This window comes from Lysinibacillus odysseyi 34hs-1 = NBRC 100172 (genome assembly GCF_001591965.1).
GTDB lineage: Bacteria > Bacillota > Bacilli > Bacillales_A > Planococcaceae > Lysinibacillus_B > Lysinibacillus_B odysseyi.
This window is the reverse complement of the sequence record NZ_BCVX01000023.1, coordinates 1-7,165: the sequence shown is the minus strand read 5'-3', so window position 1 is coordinate 7,165 and position 7,165 is coordinate 1. Positions and strand designations below refer to the sequence as shown.

The window sequence follows — 7,165 nt, the reverse complement described above, 5'->3', positions numbered from 1 at the left end:
GTAAATGATTAATCCAGTAGAGACTCCTGTAGAAACTCCAGTTGTTGAGACTCCAGCTGTAACGCCGGAAGTTGTTGTGGATCAGTGGGAAGGTGGATTAATGACCAGCGCCATTAGGAGCATGATTGGTACTCCTCCTCCCGGCTTTGAATATATAGAGTACGCAGTAGGTGCAGGCATCTACATTATACTTTTTGCGATTATAGCAGGAGTATTTATAGGCTTTAGTAAAATTTTGGGGGCTAAATAATGGAGGCAGCATTTGATGTAGGGTTGTCTGCTTTGAGGGATATGATGGCGATCTTTGCACGTCCTCCATTGGTTTATTTTGTGGCTGTAGGATTGGTCGGTGGGATTGCTGGTGTAGCCAGAGTATTCGTGCCGATGCGCAGACGTTAAAGGAGGTGATACATATGTTAGGAGATTCAGTTACTTCTGTCTTGGGATGGTTACCTAAAACAATCGCTATTTTTGGTTCAGAGCCTGCGATTTACTTTGTAGCTGTAGCTTTAGTCGGTGCTGTTGCTGGGGTTGCCCGTAGATTCGTACCAATGCGTAAACGCTAATATTAAGGAGGACTTATAATATATGGGTGAGAAAATCGGTTTAGCCGTTACTGGCGTTATAGGTTGGACAGGTGACGCTATCGCTATTTTTGCGACAGAGCCTGCGATCTACTTTGTAGCTGTAGCTTTAGTCGGTGCTGTTGCTGGGGTTGCTCGCAAATTTGTACCAATGCGTAAACGTTAATTTTTTCAAGGGCATCTCTTTATGGAGTGCCTTTTTTTTAATCAATAGAATGGAGCTGGTGATGATGTTAATGAATTTATATAGTGCAATGCCTTTACCAATGCAAAGGACGATACGTCCAGATAGTGTGCTACATGATAAATTGACAACGATAGTGTTTACGACTCAATTTGATTATGATTATGTTCATTTGTATGAAAAATGCAAAGACGTGTATAAATATGTGCGGACAATAAAATTGAAAGAAAGTTAACAAGAATAGTCAAATAACGACATACAAAAAGGGTGTACAAAATGTGATTACTTTGTTATGATTAGTCTAACAGGAAAAGGAGGTTAATTATGGCAGCTAAACATTTTAGAGAGCAAATACGGGTGGACATGCTTACATCTCAACTCATTTATGCTCTTTTAGAAAAATTAAGTACATCAGAAAAGAAAATGTCTAAGTCAGAATTACATCGTACAGCTATTTATCGTATGGCCAAAGAAGAATTGACAGCAGAAGAATTTCAAGAGATTTTACTGGGAGCTACTGATCTTGACCGTATGTAAAAAGGACTTTTTACCTCTGCCCCACTATCTCGGCATTGATTTTTACCGTTAAAAGTGGATTTATAAGGTGTCCTTACAAGTAGGGGATAGTGGTTACTTGTTGCGTCCCCAACGCCAGCAACACAAGACGGGATAGAGCCACGCTCACGCTAAAGCCAATTTGATATTTTAGTATATTTGTTAGCGTAAAAACCGGCAAAGATATAGCTTGCCTATATCTGCGCAGCTATACAGGTAAGAGTGTAGATCGGCTCGCGTAACAGCGTGGAGCAATGTATTAAAAATTGCAATCTGATTCTTTATCCACTTACAAACCATCTTTTAAAAATATTAGATTTTTGGCTAATTGTCAGCTGATAAACGGCAAAAATGTATTATTTTTTCCTTAAGGAGTTTTGAGCCTGCAGGCGAAAAAATCCCCTTGGTAAGTAATTACGAAATCACGACCACCGTAGCGCACGGGGGCGACTTTGTAACACGCCCCATGAATGTCGAGTACGTTTTACGGACAAACCCAATTATATCAAGGGTTTAAGGCCAATTTTTTCGTGTCAAAAAAATGAGTTTTTTGACAGAGTTTTTGACAGTAGAAAGAGGGTGTTTTTATGATTCCATACAGTGCGAAAAAGAGTCTGATCTATAAAGAAATGTTCGACGAAAAAAGGACTTACTTTTTCGATATGAAGCAAAAAAAGTTTCTGCATAATATTGATACGCTTTATTATGTGGTTAAAGTTAAAACTGATTGGCTATATGACCCAAATGCAATTTATTTTAAAGATTTATTGCAGGCTTATCAGAACAAAGCTTTTAGCACGCCGGACATGCTACCTGTTTTTACATCTGAGGATTTAGATGGTAAAGCGGTACCTAAAGCTGAGTGGATGATGAATGGTGTAGCGGCATCTAAAATTTATCGCTACGATCTCCAGCAACCGGATAAGTTTGCTGTATTTATAGCTCCATCAACGCCTAACGAAAACACGCCGGAAATTATCGTGCAACTCCGTTCTCAATATTTGTGGCTGGAAGGTGAAAAACAGGCAATTTTAAAATCTTTGGCGGATGTTGAAGATTTATTAAATTGTTTTGGTCTTGAGATTTTAGAGGTTAAAGAGAATCGTATTGATTATGCTTACCATACGAATTACATTCAGAACCCAACAAAATATTTCAAGCATGAAAATATTAATAAAATGCAACAAAGTCGTTTTAGTCGGGGGTCTATTGAGTTTTCATTTCGAAATCAGTGGGAGACAGAAACAGATTATCTGACACTTGGCCGTAAAAAATCTAATAATCTATTTTTCCGTATTTACGATAAAACAAAGGAAGTTATCCAGCAGGGATATAAGCAGTTCTTTATTAAGCTCTGGTACATGGAAAAATTAATATCTTATTTTGACATGTATTGCATTGAAAAAGCTTTCTTGAATCCTTCTGCAGACAACTATAAATATTTAGATGTGGCACGCTTGGAATTTTATTTGGAGCATGGCAAGAACGAAGAATACAGGGGGATGATTAGGGAGTTATTGAGTCAACCTAGTAGAGATTATGAGTCCATAATCGCTTTGGCTGATTTACTTACACCAACAGTTACAAAAATTTTGAATGTGGAGTTTGAGACCAAACGTAAATTCTACAGTACGCTTGATGATACAATAAACAATATCCTTCAAGTAAAGTCGGATAATGTGCCGGCTCATGCTAGCAAACTATTTCGTATTATTGATAACAAAAAATTATTTCATGATTTCATTACTCGTAACACATCAGATGGCTCCGGCGTAATACGTTTTATTGATTACAAGGCTAAAAATCGTTTGGGTGAGGGTTGGAAACATAAGAGGGACTATCCAACATCCGATTTTTGGAGTCGGTTGCAGTCGGTGTCTACAGATTGGTATCAGCAGGAAGATGTTGTACTGGTTCGGCAGTATCAAAAAAACTTATCTATGCACCTATTGAAAAAAGGATTGATGAACAAATTATCTGTTTACAGTCTATATAAAAACAGCGAAGTAAAAAATGATACGTTTACGGATGCTTTAGATTTTGTGTCTACTCTTAATGAGACAGATCTAGAAAAAGCAAATCAGTATAAGGCAAAAAAATATCTCCTGCTTAAGGATCGGTTACAAAATGTAGAAACGTCACTCGCTAAAGAAAACGATTTCGGCATTGTAAACCTTAAAACAGGAGAGATTATTGCTTCAGATTCATTGGAAGATGAACCTGGTATTACTGAGGATTATAACACATCTCCAGCAGATTTAAACACTACAGCATATGAAATACATAGTGTGGATGATGTCTATGAATCTCTAATGCATGATCTAGAACTGGAAAAGCGTAAATATGAGTCTATCTTAAAATCTGATATTACCAAAAATCAGAGATTAGTTTATCAGACAAAATTAGATAAATTAATCGAGAAGATAAACGAATTACGTAATTTTTAGGGGTTGAAATGTCTTGGGCAGAAAACGCAAAAACATTGAAATGGCACGTGTTACCGTAACAATTCCGAAGGAATTAAAAGACGAATTACAAGAAGCTGGGGTAAATATGACCCAGCTTTTTTTACACGCTGCTATGGAAAAATTACGACAAAATAAGAAATAATTTCAAAAAAAATGTTGATTTTTGCCTAGGACTTTTCTATACTCAAAACAGAACAAAAATTCTGTGGACAGAAAATATGTTCGTAAAAAATAGTCTCGAAATACTTATAAAAAAATATATTAGGAGGTTTGGAAATGAATATCAGAACAGAAGTTATCATTACCAAAGTTAATCATTACGACATGGAAAATAACAAAGGGTTATCGGTTCGTGTTGTTGGTAACTACGAGGAAACTAATAATTCGTTCGGTCTTTCGATTTCTGAAGCAGCAGTACCAAATTATGCTGAGTTGCATTATTTAACTCGTTATAAAAATGATCTTCCAGCTACTTTTATGGCTGATTTTTCAATGGTTTCGAAAAAATTACCTAACGGCAAAGAAGTGCCAACAGTAGGTTTATCCAATCTGGAGTTTGTTGGAAAAGTGCAGTTTGCGCCAGTAAAAGAGCTTTCACCAACAAAATAACTAGGAGGATGACTGTATATGGATAAAGAGTTTTACTTAAAGGTTAAGTTTCCAGAAGGAAAAGAAATGAGTCATTTGAAACTGGAAGAGTTGATTTATTTTGCTGTTAAAGTTGAATTAGGATTGGAAAAAGATGATTTTGAAATTCTTAATGTAACATGTTCAGGGTTAAAAGGTTAAAAGAATTTAAGATTGTTCATTGTGAGCAATCTTTTTTATTTGAGGTGATTACATGAGCGTTTCTATACAACTATTTCTTGCCGTTTTAACAGTTTGGTTATTTACCAAAATTCGAAAGCGAAAATCTAGTGGGAAAAGTGATGTGAAATGATAATTGCTTACACAGGTATGCCGGGGTCTGGTAAGACGTATGCGCTGGTGGCGAGGGCTCATAAAGCGATGTTACAAGGTCGTCAAGTATTTGCTAATTTCCCGTTAAAGGGTACATATCAAATTTCTTTGGATGATATTTGTACATATCAGTTCCCTGAGGATTGTGTTGTGCTTATTGATGAAGCCGGACGCTGGTTCAACAGTCGAGAGTGGAAAGACTTACCTCACGAAGTATTTGACCTATTTACCATGCATCGACATGTAAAAATGGATCTCTTTATCGCGGTACAGTCTTTCGCCCGTATTGATAAATCTTTAAGGGAAGTAGTTGAGCTGGTCTATTGGGCTACTAACAGATCGTACTTGCCTTACCACAAATATTATGGATATTACGATTTAGAAAAGCTGGGGTCTATGAAAAAAGATCACCATGTCATGCACATAACGTGGAAGTCCAAAAGATTGAGGAACTACTACGATACGTTTTCCATGAAAGAAAAGTTTGCACATAAACCTATGGTGCCATTAAACAAATGGTCAGACAGAGACTTAACAAGAAAAGAAAAAGTTCAACTCTGGACCAAACATAGGAAATTGCGAACGATGGTAAAAATAAAAAGATTGCGCCGGCAGATGACAGCGCGCTTCAATCGCTCCAGCGATTAGTGCGCGTCATCCGGTGCAATCCTTGCTGGGGTGTGATTATGCTATTTAGCAAAACACTAAAACTACTAATCTGTTTAGTAATGATACTACCCTATCTACTCTACGGATCAACCGGACAAGCTAGCGCAGCAACTGCAACTAAATATAATCACAATGAGCTGATGCAGTATGAAGGATATGGCAAGGCTATGTATGAGTCAGTAGTGGAGCAAACAACCTTTTTAAGTGGCCAATATACCGATAATAAGGAGTATGTAAAGGGATCTATTAATGCGGTAAAAGATTTTGCTAAAGGTTGGTATGACGAGACAAGCAATACGCTTAAAGAATGTTTTAATTTAAAACTTGATACGGGGTTAATGGATTGTTACGGGGCGTTTACGGAGGTAGGCGGTGCTACTGTTTTAACTGTTGGTGACTGGATTAAAAAATTTTTTAAAGGATATGAAGATACGAGACCACCTGCTGAAGATATAGATTATGGGAGTTTTTATTCACCTTATTTATATGCAAGAGATTTTTATTTATATTCGGTGAGTGGATACGAGATGGTAGTGCAAGTGCCTTATACAGGTAAAACTTATACAACCGTTGGTATTACTGATGAAACGCAGGTTTATGGTGATCAATATCAAACGGCTGTAAAATTTGCCGGTAATGTTGTTATAACGGGACCTGTTAAACCGGGATTTAATGATTTTATTTTTGATCTTAGTAGTAAGCCATCTAATAGTGTGGGTGGAATGTTAGCTAGGTTACAAGCGATGAATGTAAATGTTTACGTACGAGAAGTCAAAACAGGTACAGATATTAAGCCGGGTAGTGGAGATAAAAATCTAACTAGCATCAGGAAATATTTAGATGATAATGGAGCTGGCAATGTGGTGGTTCCTGAGCCAAAACCATCCTTAACGTGCCCGGGTGGCGAAAAAATTAATCTTACTGTAGATGGCTCAACGTTTATCGGATCCGATGGCAAGGTGATGCTTGTTAACAAAAATGGTACTGCTACCGTTAATGGTACAACTTGTGCGCTCCAGTGGCAAACGCCACAAATGGACTATATAGATGATAAGCCAGCCATGACGGATAAGGACGGCAATTGGATTGATATGGTCACAGGCGACATCCTTAAATGTATGGTTACTGGAGATTGTAAGCCAAGTGTGCCGGGTGACAAAGAAGAAGTCGAAGAGTTAGATCCAGGCTTAATCGAATATGTAAAAAATGCTTACAAATATGCAACAGAGGTTTTAAAAACGGGTACGGATGGCCTTAAAAGTTTGGCTACAGGTGCAAAAGATTTAACGGCTTTGTTCGGCGTTTTCTTTAGCTGGCTACCTCCTGAAATGGTTGTGTTGATGTCCAGCGGGCTTGCTATTGCAATAGGGCTCCGGTTATTCCGAAAGTAGGTGTTGCTGTATCGGAGATATACAAGTATTAGGCAATACGTTTAAAAGTGTTTTTGTGGTGGCTGATACGCCAATAAATATATTTGGCTATTGGATTGCGCCGATAGATATTTGGCTCACCACTTCCATTATTTATATGTTATTGGATATTTTCCTAAATTACATGTGGGGGGACGTTAATGAATGAAAACATTGATCCTGCTACTCCTACAAGTGTTGGCGCTGATTATACTGAGCAACTTGATAAATTAATCACTTATGCGGAAATCATTGCTGGAGGGGTCATAGAGATAGTTTGGATTGCTAAAGTATTTTTAGTTTTTTATATCATCTTTGGAGCGTGGAGGGTGGTGC

The 7,165-nt window shown here is 37.5% G+C and carries 10 protein-coding genes; all 10 read left to right on the top strand.

Annotation, left to right across the window (positions count from 1 at the left end; all coding sequences use genetic code 11):
• Positions 1-249 precede the first annotated feature (249 nt).
• The 10 genes from BOD01S_RS23585 to BOD01S_RS22080 all read left to right on the top strand — a co-directional run bounded on the left by BOD01S_RS23585 (position 250) and on the right by BOD01S_RS22080 (position 6,811).
• The gene (locus BOD01S_RS23585) at positions 250-399 is read left to right on the top strand and encodes a hypothetical protein (protein WP_156475401.1); all 150 of its coding nucleotides are present in this window, start codon (positions 250-252) and stop codon (positions 397-399) included.
• A gap of 14 nt (positions 400-413) precedes the next feature.
• Positions 414-566: a hypothetical protein gene (locus tag BOD01S_RS23140; protein WP_156475400.1), complete on the top strand. Its 153-nt coding sequence runs from the start codon at positions 414-416 to the stop codon at positions 564-566.
• Between the two features lie 22 nt (positions 567-588).
• The gene (locus BOD01S_RS23135; protein WP_156116984.1) at positions 589-750 is read left to right on the top strand and encodes a hypothetical protein; all 162 of its coding nucleotides are present in this window, start codon (positions 589-591) and stop codon (positions 748-750) included.
• 342 nt (positions 751-1,092) lie between these two features.
• The gene (locus BOD01S_RS22100; protein WP_063180417.1) at positions 1,093-1,305 is read left to right on the top strand and encodes a hypothetical protein; all 213 of its coding nucleotides are present in this window, start codon (positions 1,093-1,095) and stop codon (positions 1,303-1,305) included.
• Between the two features lie 605 nt (positions 1,306-1,910).
• On the top strand, positions 1,911-3,770 hold the full coding sequence (locus BOD01S_RS22095) for a hypothetical protein (protein WP_063180414.1): 1,860 nt from the start codon (positions 1,911-1,913) through the stop codon (positions 3,768-3,770).
• Positions 3,771-3,783: 13 nt separating this feature from the next.
• Complete coding sequence (locus BOD01S_RS23130) at positions 3,784-3,933, top strand: hypothetical protein (RefSeq protein ID WP_156116986.1); 150 nt, start codon at positions 3,784-3,786, stop codon at positions 3,931-3,933.
• A 134-nt stretch (positions 3,934-4,067) separates the two neighbouring features.
• Positions 4,068-4,400 (top strand): hypothetical protein, encoded by a 333-nt coding sequence (locus BOD01S_RS22090; RefSeq protein WP_036150095.1) that lies wholly within the window; start codon positions 4,068-4,070, stop codon positions 4,398-4,400.
• 18 nt (positions 4,401-4,418) lie between these two features.
• On the top strand, positions 4,419-4,580 hold the full coding sequence (locus BOD01S_RS23125; RefSeq protein WP_156475399.1) for a hypothetical protein: 162 nt from the start codon (positions 4,419-4,421) through the stop codon (positions 4,578-4,580).
• 147 nt (positions 4,581-4,727) lie between these two features.
• The gene (locus BOD01S_RS22085; protein WP_063180411.1) at positions 4,728-5,399 is read left to right on the top strand and encodes a zonular occludens toxin domain-containing protein; all 672 of its coding nucleotides are present in this window, start codon (positions 4,728-4,730) and stop codon (positions 5,397-5,399) included.
• 38 nt (positions 5,400-5,437) lie between these two features.
• Positions 5,438-6,811 (top strand): hypothetical protein, encoded by a 1,374-nt coding sequence (locus BOD01S_RS22080; RefSeq protein ID WP_063180409.1) that lies wholly within the window; start codon positions 5,438-5,440, stop codon positions 6,809-6,811.
• Positions 6,812-7,165 lie beyond the last annotated feature (354 nt).

What these genes read in the sequence shown, in the direction of transcription:
- BOD01S_RS23125 (WP_156475399.1), top strand. Translation starts at nt 4,419, where the DNA reads ATGGATAAAGAGTTTTACTTAAAGGTTAAGTTTCCAGAAGGAAAAGAA.
- BOD01S_RS22100 (WP_063180417.1), top strand. Translation starts at nt 1,093, where the DNA reads ATGGCAGCTAAACATTTTAGAGAGCAAATACGGGTGGACATGCTTACA.
- BOD01S_RS23135 (WP_156116984.1), top strand. Translation starts at nt 589, where the DNA reads ATGGGTGAGAAAATCGGTTTAGCCGTTACTGGCGTTATAGGTTGGACA.
- BOD01S_RS23585 (WP_156475401.1), top strand. Translation starts at nt 250, where the DNA reads ATGGAGGCAGCATTTGATGTAGGGTTGTCTGCTTTGAGGGATATGATG.
- BOD01S_RS22085 (WP_063180411.1), top strand. Translation starts at nt 4,728, where the DNA reads ATGATAATTGCTTACACAGGTATGCCGGGGTCTGGTAAGACGTATGCG.
- BOD01S_RS22080 (WP_063180409.1), top strand. Translation starts at nt 5,438, where the DNA reads ATGCTATTTAGCAAAACACTAAAACTACTAATCTGTTTAGTAATGATA.
- BOD01S_RS23140 (WP_156475400.1), top strand. Translation starts at nt 414, where the DNA reads ATGTTAGGAGATTCAGTTACTTCTGTCTTGGGATGGTTACCTAAAACA.
- BOD01S_RS22095 (WP_063180414.1), top strand. Translation starts at nt 1,911, where the DNA reads ATGATTCCATACAGTGCGAAAAAGAGTCTGATCTATAAAGAAATGTTC.
- BOD01S_RS22090 (WP_036150095.1), top strand. Translation starts at nt 4,068, where the DNA reads ATGAATATCAGAACAGAAGTTATCATTACCAAAGTTAATCATTACGAC.